Source organism: Ruegeria sp. CH6 (assembly GCF_056537005.1).
Map to the genome: position 1 here is coordinate 14,620 of NZ_JBQFQS010000007.1, position 19,179 is coordinate 33,798.

General features: G+C 58.3%; 11 protein-coding genes. 6 read left to right on the top strand and 5 right to left on the bottom strand.

What is annotated here, in order from left to right:
• The first annotated feature begins 43 nt into the window (after positions 1–43).
• The 4 genes from ACR0CW_RS14845 to ACR0CW_RS14860 are packed head-to-tail and all read left to right on the top strand — an operon-like array spanning position 44 to position 6,721.
• A complete protein-coding gene (locus ACR0CW_RS14845) occupies positions 44–1,051 on the top strand; it encodes an AAA family ATPase (protein ID WP_480788392.1) in 1,008 nt (335 codons plus the stop codon).
• Positions 1,048–1,923 (top strand): DUF58 domain-containing protein, encoded by an 876-nt coding sequence (locus ACR0CW_RS14850; RefSeq protein ID WP_480788393.1) that lies wholly within the window; start codon positions 1,048–1,050, stop codon positions 1,921–1,923. Before ACR0CW_RS14845 ends, ACR0CW_RS14850 begins: the two co-directional genes overlap by 4 nt.
• Entirely contained in the window at positions 1,920–4,682 is a 2,763-nt protein-coding gene (locus ACR0CW_RS14855; RefSeq protein WP_480788394.1) for a DUF4159 domain-containing protein, read from the top strand. The genes ACR0CW_RS14850 and ACR0CW_RS14855 overlap by 4 nt, the downstream gene beginning before the upstream one ends.
• Positions 4,679–6,721, top strand: a complete 2,043-nt coding sequence (locus tag ACR0CW_RS14860; protein ID WP_480788395.1) for a hypothetical protein — start codon at positions 4,679–4,681, stop codon at positions 6,719–6,721. The genes ACR0CW_RS14855 and ACR0CW_RS14860 overlap by 4 nt, the downstream gene beginning before the upstream one ends.
• Before the next feature lies 1 nt (position 6,722).
• Here the strand turns inward: ACR0CW_RS14860 and ACR0CW_RS14865 are convergent, their stop codons facing one another.
• Genes ACR0CW_RS14865 through ACR0CW_RS14880 form a run of 4 tightly spaced genes read right to left on the bottom strand, consistent with a single transcriptional unit; the run spans position 6,723 to position 15,591 of the window.
• Positions 6,723–7,562 carry a 2-keto-4-pentenoate hydratase gene (locus ACR0CW_RS14865; protein WP_480788396.1) on the bottom strand — a complete coding sequence of 280 codons (840 nt, stop codon included), beginning with the start codon at positions 7,560–7,562 and terminating at the stop codon, positions 6,723–6,725.
• A gap of 13 nt (positions 7,563–7,575) precedes the next feature.
• The gene (gene pbpC / locus ACR0CW_RS14870) at positions 7,576–9,612 is read right to left on the bottom strand and encodes a penicillin-binding protein 1C (protein ID WP_480788397.1); all 2,037 of its coding nucleotides are present in this window, start codon (positions 9,610–9,612) and stop codon (positions 7,576–7,578) included.
• Entirely contained in the window at positions 9,605–10,168 is a 564-nt protein-coding gene (locus ACR0CW_RS14875; RefSeq protein ID WP_480788398.1) for a putative glycolipid-binding domain-containing protein, read from the bottom strand. Before ACR0CW_RS14875 ends, pbpC begins: the two co-directional genes overlap by 8 nt.
• A complete protein-coding gene (locus ACR0CW_RS14880; RefSeq protein WP_480788399.1) occupies positions 10,165–15,591 on the bottom strand; it encodes an alpha-2-macroglobulin family protein in 5,427 nt (1,808 codons plus the stop codon). Before ACR0CW_RS14880 ends, ACR0CW_RS14875 begins: the two co-directional genes overlap by 4 nt.
• A gap of 115 nt (positions 15,592–15,706) precedes the next feature.
• Between ACR0CW_RS14880 and ACR0CW_RS14885 the strand changes: the two genes are divergently transcribed.
• Together ACR0CW_RS14885 and ACR0CW_RS14890 are read left to right on the top strand one after the other, a co-directional pair.
• Positions 15,707–17,920, top strand: a complete 2,214-nt coding sequence (locus tag ACR0CW_RS14885) for a response regulator (protein WP_480788400.1) — start codon at positions 15,707–15,709, stop codon at positions 17,918–17,920.
• Positions 17,921–17,929: 9 nt separating this feature from the next.
• Positions 17,930–18,391 carry a VOC family protein gene (locus tag ACR0CW_RS14890; protein ID WP_480788401.1) on the top strand — a complete coding sequence of 154 codons (462 nt, stop codon included), beginning with the start codon at positions 17,930–17,932 and terminating at the stop codon, positions 18,389–18,391.
• Here ACR0CW_RS14890 and yaaA read toward each other — a convergent pair.
• Positions 18,382–19,152, bottom strand: coding sequence for a peroxide stress protein YaaA (gene yaaA / locus ACR0CW_RS14895; protein ID WP_480788402.1), 771 nt, complete (start codon positions 19,150–19,152; stop codon positions 18,382–18,384). The two genes, ACR0CW_RS14890 and yaaA, sit on opposite strands and share 10 nt — an antisense overlap.
• Between the last annotated feature and the right edge of the window lie 27 nt (positions 19,153–19,179).

Consider the following 19,179-nt stretch of genomic DNA (forward strand, 5'->3'; position numbering starts at 1 on the left):
GCGCGATACACTTCAATCATATTAGTCCACGGAAGGGAAAGTCATGACCGAACCTGCCGACCTCGTAGTCGAGATCGAAGCGCTGGAAAACAAGCTACAGGAGGCAAAGTCCTCGATTACCCGACGCTTCATCGGGCAGGAGAGGGTTGTTGACCTGACCCTGACCTCTCTTTTGTGTGGAGGTCACGCTTTGTTGATCGGTCTGCCGGGTCTTGGCAAGACGCGACTGGTCGAGACCCTGTCGACCGTGATGGGCCTGCACGGAAATCGCATCCAGTTTACGCCTGATTTGATGCCTGCAGACATCCTTGGGTCCGAAGTTCTGGATACCGCAGAGGATGGCAGCCGCCATTTTCGTTTCATTCCGGGACCGATTTTCTGTGAATTGCTGATGGCGGATGAGATTAACCGTGCAAGCCCGCGGACCCAGTCGGCCCTGCTGCAGGCGATGCAGGAACGCACAGTTACCGTGGCTGGTGAAGACCGCTCATTGGGTGTGCCCTTCCATGTGCTGGCGACGCAGAACCCGATTGAACAGGAGGGTACCTATCCGCTGCCCGAGGCGCAGCTGGACCGGTTCCTTGTTCAGATCGACGTCGAATATCCGGATCGCCAGACCGAACGCGACATTCTGTTGGCCACGACGGGGGTTGAGGAAGATGAGGCGAGCCAGATTTTCACGAAAGAAGAGCTGCTGGCCGCTCAGGTCCTGTTGCGGCGAATGCCCGTTGGGGAATCCGTGGTCGAGCTGATCCTCGATCTGGTTCGGGCTTTCCGGCCCGAAGAGCCGGGTGTTTCCGAACGTGTTGCCGAAACCGTCGCCTGGGGCCCCGGCCCGCGTGCGGCGCAAGCGCTGATGATGACGGTACGGGCACGTGCAATGCTGCAGGGGCGTCTGGCTCCGAATACCGAGGATGTCCTGGACATGGCGCGTCCGGTGCTCAGTCACCGGATGGCGCTGAACTTTGCTGCGCGTGCGCGTGGCGACAGCCTTGCTGACCTGATCGCAACCACCGCAGCCGGACTGATCCGGACTGAGGCTGCGGCGTGAATGCCGCGCTGACCCTTCGCGAAAGATCTGAGGCCGAGGCGTCCCGGCTGCCACCGCTTTTGGCGCGGGCCGAACATCTGGCTGGCACCGTTCTGCTGGGCGATCACGGTCGGCGGCGCGCTGGTTTGGGCGATGATTTCTGGCAATACCGCCCCGCACAAATCGGGGATAGCCGCCGAATGATCGACCACCGTAGATCGGCCCGGGGGGATCAGCAGTTCGTCCGCGAACGTGAGTGGCAGATCGCCCAGTCGATCATGCTGTGGGTCGATCAGGGCGCATCCATGCGTTTCACCTCGGATAAAAACTTGCCGACCAAGGCGGATCGTGCGCGGCTGTTGGGTTTGGCGACGGCGATCCTGTTGGTACGCGGTGGAGAGCGGGTTGGCCTGACCGGAACCACCCTTCCCCCCAGGCGCGGCAATGCGCAGATCATACGGTTGGCGCAGGCCTGGTCGCAGGATGCCGAAAGCGACTATTCCTCGCCGGAACACCGCGCGATGATCCCGCATGCGCGGGCGGTATTCATCTCGGATTTTCTGGGTCCGCTTGATGAAGTTGAGCTTGCACTGACCAAATCTGCCGATCGTGGCGTGCGTGGAGCTCTGCTTCAGGTTCTTGATCCGGGAGAGGAGACCTTTCCCTATCTTGGACGTACGATTTTTGAAAGCGTTGGGGGGTCCGTCAGACACGAAACCCTGAAGGCAGGTGATTTGCGTGAACGTTATCTCGACCGTCTGGCCGAGCGAAAGGACGCGCTGACCAAACTGTGCCGGGCGACAGGCTGGCAATTGGGTCAGCATCATACCGGAGATAGTGCGCAAGCGGCTCTGTTATGGCTCTATCGGGCCCTGGACGGGGGTGCGCGATGACGGTTCTTGCAGGGATCGGCTTTACGGCGCCGTGGATTTTGCTGGGTCTTCTGACCCTACCTATCCTGTGGCTCATCCTGCGTGCAGTCCCGCCTGCACCAATCCGTCGGCTGTTCCCGGCGGTTACGCTTCTGTTGGGTCTGAAAGACGACGAAAGCGTTTCCGACCGTACCCCGTGGTGGCTGTTGCTTCTGCGCATGCTGGCCGCTGCAGCAATCATCATCGGCTTGGCAGGGCCTGTCCTGAACCCATCGCGCGATGAAACCGGATCTGGGCCTTTGCTGCTGGTGCTGGATGCCAGCTGGGCCGGGGCCACACGCTGGTCTGCAACACTCGATCAGATCGACGCACAACTGACCGAGGCTGGTCGCGCGGGCCGGCCCGTATCGATCCTAAGCCTGACCGAACCCGAGCCACCCGTGTTTCAGGCCGCCGAGTCCTGGCGTGGACGTTTGCCGGGGCTGATCCCGATGCCGTGGCAACCCACGGAAGAGCAACTTGGCCAAGCCATTGAAATGCTTGAACAGGTCGAAGGTGGATTTGATACGCATTGGTTCAGTGATCGACTGTCCTACACAACACATGATCAGGTTCTGGCAGCTCTGCAATCGCGTGGAGACGTCACGGTATATCAGTCCCAGTCTCCAGTTATGGCTGTTTTACCCGCAACCTATCAGGACGGTGTGATCCAGCTGACTGTGCAGCGGTCAGAGCTTGGTCCGGCAAGCAATGTCACTGTGCTGGCCCAGGGGCGCGACCCTGCAGGTGCCATGCGTGTTCTTCAATCAACCGAAGTTGAGTTTGAAAGCGGCGCAACGCTGGCTCAGGTCGATCTGGCCCTTCCATCGGAGCTGCGCGCTCGGATTACCCGGTTTGAGATTCAGGGACAGAGGTCTGCAGGTACCGTCACGCTGACGGATGATAGTCTGCGCCGGCGCGAGGTAGCCCTGATTGTAGGGTCTTTGAACCGCGAAGGGCTCGAGCTGTTGTCTCCGCTGCATTATCTGACACAGGTCCTGATCCCGACTGCTGATTTTGTCGAGGGCGGGCTGTTGGAGGTTCTGCCTGCCAATCCGGACGTGATTGTGCTGGCGGATGTGGCCAAACTGTCCGACGCCGAAGAGAGCGGATTGGTTGAATGGGTTGAGCAAGGCGGATTGCTTCTGCGTTTCGCCGGGCCGCGTATGGCCGCAAGCGATCTGGGCCGAGACGAAGAGGATACGCTGTTGCCGGTGCGCCTGCGCAGCGGTGGCCGATCAGTCGGTGGCGCGATGAGTTGGGGAGAAGCCAAGGGACTGGCACCCTTTACCGAGGGCTCTCCGTTCTACGGTTTGCAGATTCCGGAAGATGTGTCTGTCACGACGCAGGTTATGGCGCAACCAGACCCTAATCTGGCGGATCGCGTCATCGCTTCGCTGTCTGACGGAACGCCATTGGTGACACGCAAAGCGTTGGGATTGGGTCAGGTAGTCCTGTTCCACGTCACAGCAGACGCCGAATGGTCAAGCTTGCCTCTGTCGGGATTGTTTGTCGAAATGCTCGACCGTCTTGCCGTCGCCTCAGCCGCCAAATCGCGGCAGGAGACGCAGCTGCAGGGCACGACATGGGAGCCAATCCAAATCCTTGATGGGTTCGGCAGCCTGTCAGATGCAGGCAACCTTAGTGGCGTCGACGGGGTTGAACTGGTGTCCGGAAAAATTGGGCCTGATCTGCGCCCGGGGCTATATGAAAGCGGTAAACAGAAGCTCGCGCTGAATGTTCTGTCTGAAGAGGATGTTCTGGAACCGATTGTCTGGCCCTCAGATGTCCCGATCAAAGGACAGGAAATCAGTACCGAAACCCCGGTCGGAGGCATCTTACTGAGCCTCGCATTGCTATTACTGACAGTAGACGTGATTGCCTCGCTTGCTCTGTCGGGCCGTTTGGGATTGGCACGCGCCGCCGCTGTTGCGCTGGGCGCACTTTTCCTCGTGCCCGAAGCATATGCACAAACAGCTCAGGAGAACGCGTTCGCAGTTGAGTCCACACAGGAATTGGTGCTGGCGCATGTTCTGACCGGAAACACGCAAGTGGATGATGTTGCACAAGCGGGAATGCGCGGGCTTGCGCAGACTTTGTACTACCGCACATCTGTCGAGCCTGCCCAACCAATCGGTGTGGATCTTGAGCAGGATGAGCTTGCCTTCTTTCCGCTACTCTACTGGCCGATCACGCCTGACCAGCCGCAACCTTCGGCCGAGGCTTATGCTAAGCTCAACAATTACCTGCGGTCGGGTGGGATGATCCTGTTTGATACGCGTGATGCTGATATTGCCGGATTTGGTGCCTCAAGCCCGAACGGTCGTAAACTGCAACAGCTGGCTGCACCCTTGAATATCCCAGCATTAGAGCCTGTTCCGCGTGACCACGTGCTGACCCGTGCATTCTACCTGTTGCAGGACTTTCCGGGGCGTTATTCCGGCACCGAGGTCTGGGTCGAGGCGGCTCCTCTGGACGCTGAGCAGATCGAGGGGATGCCTTTCCGCAATCTCAACGACAATGTCACTCCGATCGTTATTGGCGGCAACGACTGGGCCAGCGCTTGGGCTGTGGATCGTAATGGCCAGTCCCTGTTGCCGGTGGGTCGCGGGTATGCGGGTGAAAGACAGCGAGAACTTGCAAATCGCTTTGGTGTCAATCTGGTGATGCATGTGCTGACCGGGAACTACAAATCCGATCAGGTGCACGTGCCCGCCCTTCTGGACAGGTTGGGACAATGACCGGAACAGTTATATTCGACCCGCTGATCCCCTGGCCGGTTCTGGCCATCGTCGCTGCGATTGCTGTCTCCGGCGTCATTCTAGCCCTATGGCGTGGTCTGTCGGGTTGGGCATTGCGCGGGCTAGCGACTCTGGTCGTGATCGCGGCGCTATCCGGGCCGGTCTATCAGATCGAAGACCGCGCACCGCTGACCGATATCGTTCTGATGATCGAGGATGAAAGCGCCAGCCAAACCCTCTCGGATCGGGCAGACCAGACTGCACAGGCTGCCGAGGAACTGGCCGCCGAAATCGAATCTCGCGAAAACACGGAGCTGCGCCGCATCCGCGTGGGCGACAGCGATGGGGATGAAGGAACGCAGGTGATGGCGGCGCTGAACGAAGCGCTGGCCGAAGAACCACGTGCCCGTGTTGCAGGGGTTCTGGTGGTTTCAGATGGTATCGTGCATGACGCTGATCAGGCCCCTGATCTTCCCGCACCGATGCATCTTTTGCAGACAGGTCGTGATACGGATTGGGATCGCCGCCTGATCGTGCGCAATGCACCTGCTTTCGCGATTATCGGCGAACCTGTCACCCTGACCCTTCGGGTTGAAGACAGTGGTGCATCACCCGCTGGTGCGACGACCGCCCCCCTTGAGATCTCGGTGGATGGCGGCGCGCCCGAGCAATTCAATATTCCCATCGGCGTCGACGTTGAATTGCCAATCACACTGCCCCACGGAGGGCGCAATGTCATTCAGTTCACGGTTCCCGAGGCAGAAGGTGAGCTGACCGAGCGCAACAACACCGCCCTGATTCAAATGAATGGCGTGCGTGATCGGTTGCGCGTTCTGCTGGTCTCGGGTGAGCCGCATCCGGGTGGCCGCACATGGCGTAACCTGCTGAAATCGGACAGCTCGGTCGACCTTGTACATTTCACCATTTTGCGGCCACCGGAAAAGCAGGATGGTGTGCCGGTCGATGAGCTTTCGCTGATCGCCTTCCCAACGCGTGAGCTGTTTCTTGAAAAGATCAACGATTTCGACCTGATCATCTTTGATCGCTACAAGCGGCGGGGCATCCTGCCGGCAATCTATCTGGATAATGTCACCAATTATATCAACGAAGGTGGTGCGGTTTTGATCGCCGCCGGGCCGGATTTCGCAACCGCCGACAGTATCTTCCGATCTCCTCTGGCGCCTATCCTGCCCGCCCAGCCCACGGCGCGGGTGATTGAAGAGCGTTATGTCCCGATGGTGACTGAACTGGGGGAACGTCATCCCGTCACCTCCAACCTCGGCAACCCTGACGAATGGGGGGCATGGTTGCGGCAGATCGATGTGAAACACCGTTCGGGCGAGTTGCTGATGACCGGACTGGATGATCGCCCATTGCTTGTGCTGGATCGTGTGGGCGAGGGGCGTGTGGCCATGCTTGCATCGGATCATGCCTGGCTCTGGAGCCGGGGTTTCGAGGGTGGTGGGCCGCAGCTGGAATTGCTGCGCAGGCTGGCTCATTGGATGATGAAGGAGCCCGAGCTTGAAGAAGAGGCGCTGTGGGCTGAGGCAAATGGCCAATCCATGCGCATCATCCGCCAGACGCTGAATGTTGAGGTCGGTCCGGTTACCGTGACCCGGCCAATTGGCGATACGCTTGAGATCACGCTTGAGGAGATATCCCCGGGACGGTTTGAGGCGCAGTACTTTGGCCCCGAAATCGGCCTCTACCGCCTGCAGGAAGGGGAACATTCCGCGGTTATCGGTCTCGGCCCCGCAGCTCCGAAAGAGTTCGAGCGTACAATCGCGACAGGAGAGATTCTGGAACCTGCTTTAGCGCAGATGCGGGGTGGCGTTATCCGCCTTGAGGAAGGATTACCCTCGATCCGCAATGTACGCGCCGGACGTCCTGCTGCAGGTCGGGGCTGGATTGGTCTGACACCACGCAATGCATATGAAACCCGTGATGTGACGCAGGCCGGTCTGCTGCCACCATGGCTGGTTCTGTTGCTGGCTGGCGGTTTCCTTCTGGCCGGTTGGCTGCGCGAGGGTCGCCGATAGGCTATTCGAAACTCACGCTTACTGTGGGGTTGCCGGGCAGACCGTCATAGGTCACCGATGCGCCGCCATTGGCTTTGGCTGGCGGAAACAATGGCCCGAATGATCCGACCGAAATCAGGTCACCAGGTTTGAACTCGATACCTTTTGACATCAGCCAAAGGGCGGCGTTCGCCGGATGGCCCATGACCGCTGCGCCTGGGGCCTGCGCCAGAACTTCACCATCTGCCGCACTGAGTGTCACAGTCATGTTCTGAAGTGCCTGTGACATCGCCGCCGGATCGGAAACCGGAATATCAGACCCTAATATGCCCAATTTTGGCGCTACGCCGATCGCGGTCAGCGTGACTGGCGTGATCGGTTCACCCTCGGCCAACGTCAGATCGGGCAATTCGATGAAGGGGCGGACCGAACTAATATGGGCCATCACCTCTTCGGGTGTGTCTGCTTTATTGATGGCTGCATCACCAACGACGAGGATCAGATCGGCTTCGAATACGGCGCGCGCGCCCCATTGGATTGGGACGGTTGCGCCGTCCTCCAACATCATGTCACGAAACAGAACGCCCTGTACCGGCTCTGACGCCCCAAACCGTTCTTGCGCAGGTTTGCTCGTCAGCCCGGCCTTGTACCCGACGACCGGGCCAAGATGCGGCTCCATCGCGGTGACCAGTTTGGCCTGAGTACAAAGCGCGTCGTCCATGGTTCCATCGGGAACAAGCGCCGAAGTTGCGGTGTTGGAGAGATAGTCCTGCACAAAGCCTGCGATCTCGGCATTTGATGCACAATCTGCTGAGGCCTGCGATGCCAGGACTGCAGCGAGTAACAATGATGAACAGCGCATTTAAGGCACCCTTTCACTCAATTTGAATCGAAACCCGGTCGGATTGTCCTTGCGCATCAACAACAACCAGCGAAGCGAAGCCGCGACCGGGGTTGGGGATTTCAAACTCTCGCTGGCGTTGTCCCGTCAGGATCGGCATCCCGTCAGCAAGGACTGAAAATGGACGCGAGCCACCGCGCAGTTTGATGGTAAGCGTGTCACTATGTGTCTCTAATACGGCACCATCAGGGGGAAACAACACCTGTGGTGCGGCTGCATTATCAGCAAAAGCAGCCGAGCGCGGCCGGAATCTCTGCAGCGGAGTGGGCAATTCAGCGGCGCCCACAATCAAGGTCGAAGGGGGTGGAGGCGCGAGCGGTTCAAAATCCGGTTTAAGGCGCCCAAAAGCCTCGAACAGCAATGGCGCGGCCAGTTCACCACCAAAGGCTCCGGGCACCGGCGTGCCATCCGCCCGTCCCAGCCAGACACCAACGACATGTCGCCCGTCATATCCAATGGCCCAAGCATCCCGATGTCCGTAAGAGGTGCCGGTTTTGTAAGCCAGCACGCCAGGAGGAGCCCCGGGAGGCGGGTTTAGGCCCGACAGGATGTTCCCGATCTGCCAGGCGGCTGGTTCTGTCAGAATCCGGTGGGTCTGTAATTGCTCGCTCAATTCCAGATGATACAGAACGGGGCCTTCCCCTCCTGCCGCCATTGCCGCGTAGAGTTGAACAAGATCTTGAAGGCTGAGGCCAATGCCGCCCAGAGAAATGGCAAGGCCCGGTGTCCCGCCCGGTAGTTTTGGCGTGGTTCTGGCTTTCCGCAGAGCATCCATGACGCGGGCCGGACCCAACTCGTGTGTCAAGCGGATGACGGGGATGTTCAGAGACAGCTGCAGCGCCTCGCGTATACGTATCTCACCCCGGAACACACCGTCAAAATTGCGCGGGGCGTAGCGCCCGAACATGACCGGGCTGTCGCTGATCAGGGTCTCGGGATGCGCAAGCCCCTGATCGAAGGCAAGGCCGTAGACCAGAGGTTTCAAGGTTGATCCCGGCGAACGCAGCGCTTGGGTCATGTCGACAAATCCCTGACGGGCATCCGCATACCCTGCCGAGCCGACCGAGGCGAGGATTTCACCGCTGTAATGGTCCGCCACAATCAGCGCGCCTGAAACACGTGGCCCCGCACCTGCTGCCGTTCGTGCAACAAGCGGTTCCAGCTGAGCTTGCAGCGCTGCATCCAAGGTCAGGTCATGGGCCGTCACCTCGGGGTTTTGACGACGAACTCGATCCGTCAGATGTGCTGCCAGTTGTGGAAACGGACGCATCCGCTGGGGAACTGGCTCGGATGACGCCGCCTGCGCCTCAGATCGGTTCAGAACACCTTGTCTTTCCATGCGATGCAGAACCCGGTCACGCGATGCTCGGGCGGTTTCTGGTTTTCGATCTGGTCTGCGTGCCTCGGGTGATTGTGGCAGCGCCACCAGCAAAGCAGCCTGCGCGGGTGTGAGACGGACAGGATCTTTGCCGAACCAGGCGCGCGATCCCGCGCGAATCCCTTCGAGGTTGCCACCATAGGGGGCGTGGGTCAGATAGAGGGTCAGAATCTGCTCTTTGTTCAGACGCTGCTCCAAGGCCAATGCGACTCTAATCTGGCGGATTTTGCCACGCCAGCGTCCAGTTGTGCCATCCTCGAGCAATCGTGCAACCTGCATGGTCAACGTTGATCCGCCCGAAACAGTACGGCCGTTCCACAGCGCTTGCCCGGTTGCACGCAACATCGCCAAAGGATCGACGCCTGAATGGGTCCAGAACCTTTTGTCCTCGTACCGAACCAGCATATCGACAAAATCGCGATCCACTGATCCGGGGTGCAGGCGCCAGATGCCGTCCTCGACCGGAAAGGCCCGAAGCAGGTTGCCATTCCGGTCGCGCATCTCAACCGAACTTTCTGCGAGGATCGGCGGCAATATGGTCGCGTTCACCCAATCGCTCAGCCGATCTCGGGTAAAGGCAGTCAAGTAGAGCAGCCCCGCGAGACACAGCAGTAATCTGGTTGCCTTAGGCATCGACCCATCCTTCCCAGAGTTGGGGATAGTGAGTTACGAAGCCGGACGAATGAACCTGCAGATCAGCCTCAAAATTCGTCGAAGAATACCGGACCAGTTCTTGCGAACGGCAACTGTAAATCTGGTCAAGCTGAGCGATCGAAGCGAGATCAGGCTTCAGCCAGGCTGCCTTAACGGGCGCGCTCGCAGTATTCCTCAGACCCAGCCGACGCAGTGGCAAGAGATTGGTGGCTGGCGTGAAGCTCAGGTCAAGATCGATGCAGTCGGCGGTGTTTTCCTGCAGTTTATCATTCAGAAACCAGCCCTCGGCAGTTCGATGAAGACGCAAGGCGATATCGCGGCCACCAAACTCACCCCCAACATCCGCAGACAGGCTATGCCAGTCAGGATCGCAGCGTACATCATAGGTCAGGCAATGATCGATGCTGCCATCGTGCCAGATTGCCTGCCCGACCAGAATCCAGCCACTGTCCAGCTGAGACAGGGTGCAGCGGTCCGTGCCCTGCTGATCCAGCCGCCGCCAATGGGCTGTGGCGATGGCTGCCCGGCCTGTCATTTCACTTCGACCCGGCCTGTATCCGTCCGGGCACGGTTCTGGGGCCGATACATATCCTCAACCGATGCGGCGGGATGATGGAACTCACCCGGGGTGACCGCTCGCGCAATATAGGCCAATGTCACGGGCTGGCGGCCAAAGGCGTCAACAGCGGCAAGGAACCTGTCTGAACGGAACTCGGTATGCGTCGCCTCGGACAGGTTCAGCCAGTCCAGTGAACGCACATCGCCCGAGCGCAACAGGTTGGGGTTGTCGATCTCGATGCCTGCGGCCAGTGGATCATCAATCATCAGCCGTGCACCGCCATTTTCAAACGATGTGACAGTCAGGACAGTGACAAACCGATCGCCGACCACAAACTCACCCGCATTCAGCGGCTCGCCTTCCATCGAGTAATATTGACGGTCGATGGCATAGCCCGTCCCGCCAGCTTCGGGCGCGATTTCAGGGATACCTGATACCGTCATCGTGATGTCGGTTGTTTCACCATCTGCTGCGGTGATGTTCAGAACATCATCCGATCCGGTTTCAAGAACCTGAACGAACGGCCCATCAACGGCTGAACCGTTGACTCGCAGCCCGGATTGCTCGGGGGTTGAGATCAGTGCATGCGCGGCAAGCAGGGACCAAGCCGCCTCTTGCGTCGAACGGTAAGTCCGCCCGGCGCTGACCCGCTGGATCAGGGCATCCCGGTCGATGACCTCACTGCCGGCATCAACCGCGAGTGTCAGCAGACCCGCCGCATCCCGCAGGTTTGTGCCGTAGTCAGCCCGCCAAGTATATTGGTTTTGTGCTGGGCGCTGGGCCAGCATCTGTGCTGCCCGGCTGAACATCGCATCCGCCCGGGTCTGATCCCCGTACGAGGCCAGTGCCGATCCAAGCTGTGCAGCGGCCAGTGGGGTATCAAATGCGTCGCCCTTGACGTCCGCGTAATAGCGCAGATCGCCCATCGAGGCCGCACCTGCCCGCGCCAACACCATCAGCGCATAGGCGATATCCTGACCGCCTTCATCGAAATCAGGGGCATAGTTGATGCGATTGCGCAGGTTATCCATTGCCTGTGCAAAGGCCCGGTCCGGAACCTCATGACCCTGCGCACGCGCGCGCGACAGGAAGTCGGTGACATAGGCATCCAGCCAAAAATCACCGCTTTCAGCCCGCCACAATCCGAACGCACCGTTGGAGGCCTGACGCGTCATGACGCTGCGGATCGAGTCGTTGATGCGTTTGTCGACCTGAGGCCCATTACCCAGCCCTGAGGCCTGTGCGACCGAAGACAGATACAGCAGTGGCAGCGCCTTACTGGTGATCTGTTCGGTGCAGCCATATGGATATCGGTTTAATTGATCCAGCAGGCCCGGAGTGTCGAACTTGGCCAGAGGACCGGCGGATAGTATGGCCCCGGCCGTACCTGGTTGAAACCCTTCGAACACATCTTGCGAGAACAGAAAGCTTTCCCCGGATCCAAGCGAAAACCGCCGTGTCAGAGCCACAACCGGGTCATTCGCACGAACAGGCATCCGCAAGGTCTGCGACAAATCCCGACCATCCGGAGTGGTGATCGAAACGCTGATTTCAGGGTCGCCGACCGCGTTCGCGCGGATCGGGACCTCAAAAACGGCTTTGCCACCGGTATCCAGTGTGAAGGTGCCGGGCGCAGTTCCAAGTTCAAGTCCGTTTGAAGCTGCCAGACCCAGCGCCATTTCACCGGCAGGACCATCTGCATGTATGATTTCCAGCAACATCCGGCTTTGATCGCCGGGGGCGAGGAAACGCGGCAGGCTGGCAGTGACAACGACCGGGTCGCGAACAATCATCTCGGCCTCAGCCTGCCCCACCGCAGATTTGGACCAGGCAACTGCCATCAGCCGTACGGTACCATTGAAGGCGGGTAACGGGATATCGATCACGGCTTCACCGTTTGCGTTCACCTGAACCGGTCCGCTGAAAACTGCCATCAGATCCTGCGTCGGAGGAGGTGATTGGCGCCGCATCCCGGCATCGTTGTCACCACCCGATCGAATGGTTCCCATTGCGCCGTTCATGCCATCAATCAGGCGGCCGTATACGTCACGCAGTTCGACACCCAAACGGCGTTGCCCGAAATAGTATCCCTGCGGGTTAGGGCTCTTGAAACCGGTGAGGTTCAGGATGCCGACATCTACCGCTGCGACTGTCAGCCAGACAGGATCACCTTTGGTGTAGTTTTCGACTTTGACGTGGGCTTCTTGCGTGTGTCGGGGCGCGCTGACCTCGGGCACGTCGATACTGACATTCAGCTTGCGAACTCCCGGATCGATGGTGGCATGTGCCACACCCATCGAGCGGGCTGGATTTTGCCCGGCGGTGACATCCATGGGGCGGATGACCGTCGCCGTGACGTAGGCGCCAGTGCCCCAATCTTCGGTGATCTCCAGTGGGATCACGCTTTCACCCTCTGGGACGTTTATCATCCGGCGGTGTATCAGCCGGTTTGACAGGACCTCGATCTGTGCGATGCCTGCCATGCGCGGTACGATCCGCAATTGTGCCGTTTCCCCCGGGCGATAGCTGTCGCGATCCAGCGACATTTCCAGCCGATCTGGTGAGGTCGAAGCATCTACGGCCTGGTACCAGCCCGCATAAAAATCGACAGCCGATTCTGCATAAGTGCCATCCACGCGCTGTACGACCAGTTCGTATCGACCCCAGTCGACCGGCTGGTTCAGCGTCAATGGCTCAGACGTGAAATCAACCTCACCCGTCGCCACGCGGGTACGTCGGGTGGTTGGTTCCCAATTCCAGTTTCCATAGAGCTGATACCATTGATAGCGTGTTTCGACCCGGTTCAGTGTCCAGCGCAGTCGCATTGGATTGGGTGAAAGATCAGGGGACAACCCGACGATCTCGAAGGATGCCTCTGTGCCCTCAGCGATCACGCCATCAAACATGGGTTTGATGCCAATTACCGATTGGGGCGGCAGGACGGGCGCAGTGAGGCGACGTTCGACCGGGCGGCCTGATCCATCCGCCAAACGGGCAACAACCGTTGCCTCTATTGGTTTTCCTTCAGTCTCTAAATCGGGGATTTCAATCGGAATCGTGGCGAGGCCTGCAGCATCAGTACGTGCATCTCCGAAGTAACTGCTTTTGGTTGAAATCTCGGCATCATAGCGACCAAAACGGTATCCATCATAGCCGGGAACGGTTTCAGCAGGGCGCGCAATCACCTGTCCGTCGATGGTCAGGTTGGAACCCGGCGCACCAAACAGATAACGGGCATCAATATTCAGCGGCGGCGAGTCGCCCGGACGTAGGGGTGCATTTTGCAGGGTAAGTTCAAAGTCGATGCGTTCAGGCAGAAAATCTTCGACCAGAACGGTTTCACGCGCTAGCGCCTCACCCTTTGGGTCCGACTTAATCTCGATCCGCCATGCACCACGCGGAACATCCGCTGCAACGGTCAGCGCAAAGACATGCCCCCCAGCCACGCCGCCATCCGAGACGACGCGTCGATATTCAACCCCGTCAGGTCGATGCAGGATCGCGGTCAGCGGCAGACCTTCAATCGCTTGTGCCGTACCATCGCGCGACAGGGCTGTGACATGGATTGTCTCACCTGCGCGATAAGCGCCGCGATCGGTGGTCAGGAAAACATCCACCGGACCGGCGGGCGCACGTCCCTCGACGCCACGATCCGATAAATCAAAGGCGGGATCGGTCAGGGACAAAAAGCTGAAATCTGCATCACCATCCGTTGCCATGACCAACGCAGGCGCGCTCGCCCCGGTTCCGCGGGTCAGACCGGGATCAAAACGCGCATACCCTTGGGCATCTGTCTGGGCGGTTGCGATCACTGCGTTGGCGTTGGACACAAGCGATACGTCGATACCCTCACGTGGCTCTGCATTATGAAGCCCGCGAACGGTGACATGCAGACCATCGGTGCCAAGCGCTGTGCTGATTCCCAGATCGGACAGAACAAACCACTGGGTCGCCCCCGGATCATCATATGGATCCGCCCCCGGAACCCGAGCAGTCAGAGAATATATGCCTGCCGGCTGCTCTGCGATCGCCTCGGCCATAGGCAGGCGGGCGGTCATGTCCTGGTTCAGCTCTGAAGCGACCTGCGCACTACCAGTCCAGATCTCTTCGGCGATTTCGTCCGAGAACTCCTCTTCTTCCCATTGGCTAAGCGGGCGGCCAAAGAAATCCTGTTGCACGGAACGCAGCAGATTACGGTCGCTGACCCGGCGCAATGTCAGATCCAATGTTGTGGTGTTCACTGTCTCGACCGGCAAAGCGGCGTCTGCGGATTTTGGCAGCACATAGCTGCGACCCGGAAACCGGACCGACGGCGCACGATCGCGTACATAATGCGTCAGCTCCACATCGCGGTTCAGGGTTTCGCCGGATGCAGAAGGCAGACCTTGTCGGAGGGTCATGCGATAGCGCTTGCCGTGTTCAACGCCGTCAACACAGAGCTGAGACCCATCGGCTTGTACCACCAACCCGTCATCATTGCGTTGTACGAAGGGGTCGTAGTCAACGCCCGCTTTGATCAGTTTTTCTGAAAACTCGACACAGATGCGGGGTGCAGCAGCGTTGCTTTCGACACTGCTGTCGACAACGCGGAACCCGTATTTCCCGATCGCATCGGTCAGCGCCGCCAGCACATCCTCGCGCGGCTGGACCTGTTCGGCCAGCCTCAGGGCAGGGATCATATCCCGCCCGCGTTCGCTTTCTTCAAGCGCATTTGCCATCATCATAAGCGCGGCGATCTGTGTTCCGGGGTTTTCGGCACGCAGGTACCCGTTGATCGACGCGTTCAGCGCACGCTTCCTCATGTCTCGCTTTTCATTCCAGCCAGACGGTGAAATGGCCAATAGCAATCGGGCGTATTCGACCCAGAGATCGGGCGCATCGCTAAGCGAAACTGCAATACCGGTCCATTGCATCGCCTGTGTTGCATTGCCGGCACTTCTTGCGGCATCCAGTACAGCATTCAGATCTTGTCCACCTGCGGTGTGAAGAAAACCCAGATCCCGGGATTGTTGGCCAGCGCTTTCAAGATCGGATGGGCGCAGAAACCCAAGAGCTTCGGCGCGCGTTCTCGCCAATGTTAGGGTCTGTTCTGACGTCGAGATCTTTTGGGCGGACAACGCGCCTTCGTAAGGTTCCTGACGGTTTACTCCGCTCTTGGGGAAACAGGCATCTGAACGGGTATTGTAGGTAAATGCAGTACAGTTTGCGTTGGCCGAACAGGCCTGAATGCACGATTTCAAATCGGTATCGAACAGCGCATCCAGATCCGAGCCATAAAAGTCCGCATCCCGTGTGGTGATATAGCGGAACTCTGGCGCCGAAGACTGGGCCTGAACCAGAGCAGTTTGCAGAAAAATTGATAGAAAAGAAGCAATTGAAGTCAAAACAAAGCGGCGCATCACGACCTCCTATTTGGCAAGATCGTCGCATGAGCGCCCTTTCCATTGCAACGGCTTAAACACTTTTTCACGCTCTGCCGGAATGCTGTCTTCAGACTGACCCGGGATAAGACAGATGAGTCTTGCAGACAAACTTGCAAAAGAACGGCGCGCCAGATTGGCGGCAGAGCGATTGCTTGACCTCAAGCAGGCAGAATTGTCTGCAGCAAATCGCAAACTGGGCCGTCACGCCATGGCACTGACACGGCAAATAGGCGAAACGCAGGCCGAAGTGGCAACCGTTCGGGATGAAAACGAAAAGGTCAAATCCGACCTGACAGTTGCAAACGCCAAGATCGAAGTCGCCGAGCGCCGATTGTGGCATTCGATTCAGACCATACAGGACGGGTTTGCCTTTTTTGACGGCGATAGCCGGTTGATTGGCGCCAACACCGCATATCTGAGCGTGTTCGAGGGGTTGGAAGAGGTCGCGCCTGGTATCGCCTATACTCGAATGCTTGAACTTATGACGCGTGAGGGCATTGTTGATATCGGCTCGGAACCAGTTGAGGAATGGCAGACCAGAATGCTGGCGCGCTGGGCGCGGACAAACCCGCCACCCATCGTTATTCAACTGTGGAACGGTCAATACATCAAGTTGATCGATCAGCGCGGGCAGGGCGGCGATGTAGTGAGCCTTGCCCTGAACATCACATCTTCGGTCCGGCATGAGGCCGAGTTGAACGCCGCGCGCGAACGGGCTGAGGCCGCCAACCGGGCAAAGTCAGCTTTTCTGGCCAACATGAGCCACGAAATCCGGACACCGATGAACGGGATCGTCGGGATGACAGAGTTGCTGACCGAAACACCTCTGGGTGAGGAGCAGCGCCTCTATGTCAACACGATCCGAAACTCGGGTGAGGCATTGCTGGTCATTATCAATGATGTTCTTGATTACTCCAAGATCGAAGCGGACAAGCTGACCCTGCATCCCGAACAGTTTGATCTGGAGCGTTGTATTCTTGAAGTGGCGATGTTGCTTCAGCCCAGCGTTCGGGACAAAGGGCTGACGCTGCTGGTCGATTACGATCTGTTTCTGCCCACTTTGTTTGTCGGCGATCCGGGCAGGGTTCGACAGATATTGACCAATCTGGTGGGCAATGCGGTCAAGTTTACCTCGCACGGGCATGTCCTGATCCGTGTGACTGGTGTTCCCAACGCTGAGGCGCAGACCTGCGACATTCACATCGCGATCGAAGATACCGGGATCGGCATTGAGGCAGAAAAGATCAGCCACATTTTTGGCGAGTTCAATCAGGTAGAAAATGAAAAGAACCGCGAATTCGAAGGCACCGGACTTGGGCTGGCCATCACCAAACGCCTGATCACGATGATGGGCGGAACGGTCTGGGTCGAAAGTGATTTGGGTGAGGGATCATGTTTTGGCTTCCGGGTAACCCTGCCCACAGCCGAGGGGCCTCAACCCGCACCACCTGATCTGGCGGATCGTTTGAAACATGTCCTGGTGGTCGAAGATCTTGCCGCCAATCGGGCCATCCTCAGCAAGCAGCTGCGCAGGCTGGGGTCCAGGGTGACGGTTTGTGAAACCGGGGCTGAGGCGCTAGCGCGTGTGGATGACACGGTCGACCTGCTTTTGTGCGACCATGATCTGCCAGACATGGATGGGCTGGAGCTTGCTGCAACCTTAAGCGATCGTGGCTGGGTCGACCTTCCTATCGTTGTGATGTCAGCCAATCCGGGCATGATACACGCCGATCCTGCGCATCGCCTGATTGAAGGTGTGTTGCAAAAGCCCATTCCCCGGGCCGAGCTTTACACGCGCCTGATGGCTCTTGGGACATCGACATTTGAACCGACTGAACTCAACATTCTAGAAACAGAGGTGGCTTTGTCACCACGCACATCAGAAGCGCAGAGATTGATGCGTGTGCTGGCGGCCGAGGACAACCGTACCAATCAGTTGATTCTCAAAAAGATGACCAAGGATCTGAACATCGACCTGAAATTCGTATCTAACGGGCTGGAAGCAGTTGATGCTTTCGGTGATTTTGACCCCGATCTGATATTCATGGACATCTCGATGCCTGGAATGGATGGCAAGCAAGCGACAGGTGAAATTCGACGGCAAGAGATTGGGACGGGGCGGCACGTTCCTATCGTTGCGCTAACGGCTCATGCGATGGCCGGCGATGATCAGGGCATTCTTGCTGCAGGTCTTGATCACTATCTTACCAAACCGCTGCATAAGAAGCTGATCTGTGACATGATCTCAAGCCATTGCCCGGCAGACGCCAGGCCCGTCCTTGTCGATCCTGTGGGGGATGAATAGGTTCACTGAATGAATGACGATCGAAGTTTCCGCCCCCGTGCATTAGGTGAGATTGCAATACGTTGCGCCGACATGGGCGCGATGGTGAAATTCTACGAGCATGTGATCGGACTCGAGCGTTTGAGCGGAGATCACAACAGCGCCATCACCTTCTTTCGAATTGCCGAAGGGTTCGGTGGGCATACCCAGGTTCTGGCCCTGTTTCACCATACTGCAGCACCGCGACCGGGGCTGCATCCGACCGGGGCGGATCGGCCGGTGACCGGAGGTGCATCTGCTCTGCATCACATCGCATTGTCGCTGCCGTTTCATGAGCAGGATGTGGTGATGCGCTGGTATGACGAAATCGAGCAGCCTTATCGCGTAGAGGAATTCGGCTGGATCGGTTGGCGGGGAATATTTACCGAAGATCCAGAAGGCAACACAGTCGAACTGGTTGCCTATGACCCGTCGATGCTGGATCAGGCCTGATAAGGGCGCACAAAGACCGGTTTGTCTTCTTGTGACAACTCGGGGCGATATTCATAGCCTCCGGTGTCGAAATCCAACAAGCCTTTGGTATCGGTCAAACGGTGTTGAATGACATAGCGCGCCATCGCTCCGCGTGCTTTCTTGGCAAAGAAACTTACAATCTTGGGGGTGCCGCCTTTGTCTTCCATGAATACAGGTGTGATGACCCTCAATTTCAGCGCTTTGGGGTCTACTGCACCGAAATATTCCTGGCTGGCGCAGTTCACCAATACATCCGATCCGATCTCTGCGCCTTGCGTGTTCAGCGCTTTGCTTAGCTGATCGCGCCAGTACTCATACAGGTTCTTACCGCGCCGGGTTTTCAGCTTACTGCCCATTTCCAGTCGATACGCCTGAATCGCATCCAGCGGGCGCAGCACGCCATAAAGCCCGGATAGAATGCGCAGATGATCTTGCGCCCACGCCATTTCATCAGCATCCAGCGAAGCAGCCTCCAAACCCTGATAGGTGTCACCGGCAAACGCCAGTGCAGCGGGTCTTGTGATACTTGCTTCGGGGGTATCCGAAAACGCGCGATACCTGTCGCGATTCAGGCGGGCCAGATCGTCGCTCAGATCCATCAGCTTTTTCAGGTCACCGAGGGTCAGGTTACGAGCTGTTTTTGAAAGGCGAATGGCATCATCCTGAAAGGCGGGTTGCGTCGCCTCGACATCACGTTCAGCCCAGTCCAGCCGCTTGGCCGGGGAAATCACTACCAGCATATCCGCCCTCGTTCTCGCCTGTTCGGA

What these genes read in the sequence shown, in the direction of transcription:
- ACR0CW_RS14860 (WP_480788395.1), top strand. Translation starts at nt 4,679, where the DNA reads ATGACCGGAACAGTTATATTCGACCCGCTGATCCCCTGGCCGGTTCTG.
- yaaA (WP_480788402.1), bottom strand. Translation starts at nt 19,152, where the DNA reads ATGCTGGTAGTGATTTCCCCGGCCAAGCGGCTGGACTGGGCTGAACGT.
- ACR0CW_RS14885 (WP_480788400.1), top strand. Translation starts at nt 15,707, where the DNA reads ATGAGTCTTGCAGACAAACTTGCAAAAGAACGGCGCGCCAGATTGGCG.
- ACR0CW_RS14855 (WP_480788394.1), top strand. Translation starts at nt 1,920, where the DNA reads ATGACGGTTCTTGCAGGGATCGGCTTTACGGCGCCGTGGATTTTGCTG.
- ACR0CW_RS14845 (WP_480788392.1), top strand. Translation starts at nt 44, where the DNA reads ATGACCGAACCTGCCGACCTCGTAGTCGAGATCGAAGCGCTGGAAAAC.
- ACR0CW_RS14875 (WP_480788398.1), bottom strand. Translation starts at nt 10,168, where the DNA reads ATGACAGGCCGGGCAGCCATCGCCACAGCCCATTGGCGGCGGCTGGAT.
- ACR0CW_RS14880 (WP_480788399.1), bottom strand. Translation starts at nt 15,591, where the DNA reads ATGCGCCGCTTTGTTTTGACTTCAATTGCTTCTTTTCTATCAATTTTT.
- ACR0CW_RS14865 (WP_480788396.1), bottom strand. Translation starts at nt 7,562, where the DNA reads ATGCGCTGTTCATCATTGTTACTCGCTGCAGTCCTGGCATCGCAGGCC.
- ACR0CW_RS14890 (WP_480788401.1), top strand. Translation starts at nt 17,930, where the DNA reads ATGAATGACGATCGAAGTTTCCGCCCCCGTGCATTAGGTGAGATTGCA.
- pbpC (WP_480788397.1), bottom strand. Translation starts at nt 9,612, where the DNA reads ATGCCTAAGGCAACCAGATTACTGCTGTGTCTCGCGGGGCTGCTCTAC.